Source organism: Desulfobotulus pelophilus (genome assembly GCF_026155325.1).
Taxonomy (GTDB): Bacteria; Desulfobacterota; Desulfobacteria; order Desulfobacterales; family ASO4-4; genus Desulfobotulus; species Desulfobotulus pelophilus.
In genome coordinates this window covers 1-818 of record NZ_JAPFPW010000072.1, presented here as the reverse complement: position 1 = coordinate 818, position 818 = coordinate 1, and the positions used below count along the sequence as shown (strand labels likewise).

The 818-nt window shown below is 56.2% G+C and carries 1 protein-coding gene; it reads left to right on the top strand.

Annotated elements, in window-relative coordinates:
* The first annotated feature begins 60 nt into the window (after positions 1 to 60).
* Positions 61 to 543 (top strand): hypothetical protein, encoded by a 483-nt coding sequence (locus OOT00_RS16065; protein WP_265426436.1) that lies wholly within the window; start codon positions 61 to 63, stop codon positions 541 to 543.
* The last annotated feature ends 275 nt before the right edge of the window (positions 544 to 818 follow it).

Below are 818 nucleotides of genomic sequence, written 5' to 3'. Positions count from 1 at the left end.
GCAGGTGCAGCTCATCCTGTCTGGCATTCAAGGGGTCTGACCCCTTTTCAAGGAGCTGCCATGAACCCATCCATCCGGCAAACCCTGCTGGAAGAGCTGGAAGAAGTGCTTTCCGGCATCCGCAAGAGCAATGGTTTTCACTCCGACATCGGCACGGCCCTTGTGCTGGCCGAAGGCAAGCGGGATCTGGAAGAGCTTCCCGCCCTCTGGCTCACACCCGGAACGGAAGAATGCGAAAGCACCCGCTACGGCGAAGACAGCCTCACCCTGCCGCTGACCATCCGGGCGGGGCTTCGTTACAGCCTGCACGAGGCCCCGACCCTTCAGGAACGGGCCATGGCCACGGCGGCGGAAAACGTGCTGGCGGATATCCGGCAGGCGCTGGGTCAGTTGGAAGAAGAAAACGAAACGGCGGATAGCGTGCGCTATGTTTCCGGCGGTGTGGAAGACTGGCCGGACTGGTCTCAGGGGGAAGCCTCCCTGACCGTGAGCGTTCAGACGGAAATTCTGTACAGCACCGCCAGAAATAACCCCTACGGGTAAGTTTTTTATTGAAAACCCAGGCCCATCACTACAAACGGCTTAAGGTCCTTAAAGTCCTTAAGGAAAGCAATCTTTTGTGGCAGGCAGGGCCGCTGCTACCCTTGACGGGCTTTCCCGTAAAAAGGGGTCTCGTAAAAAGGGGTCTGACCCCTTTTTACCTGAAAGCCGGGCCGGAGCGGTAAGGCCTTTGTTTACAGCAAAAGGCTGCCTTCATTAAAGACCCTAAGGACTTTACTGACCTTACTAACCAAAACTCATAAATAAAGACAAACGGC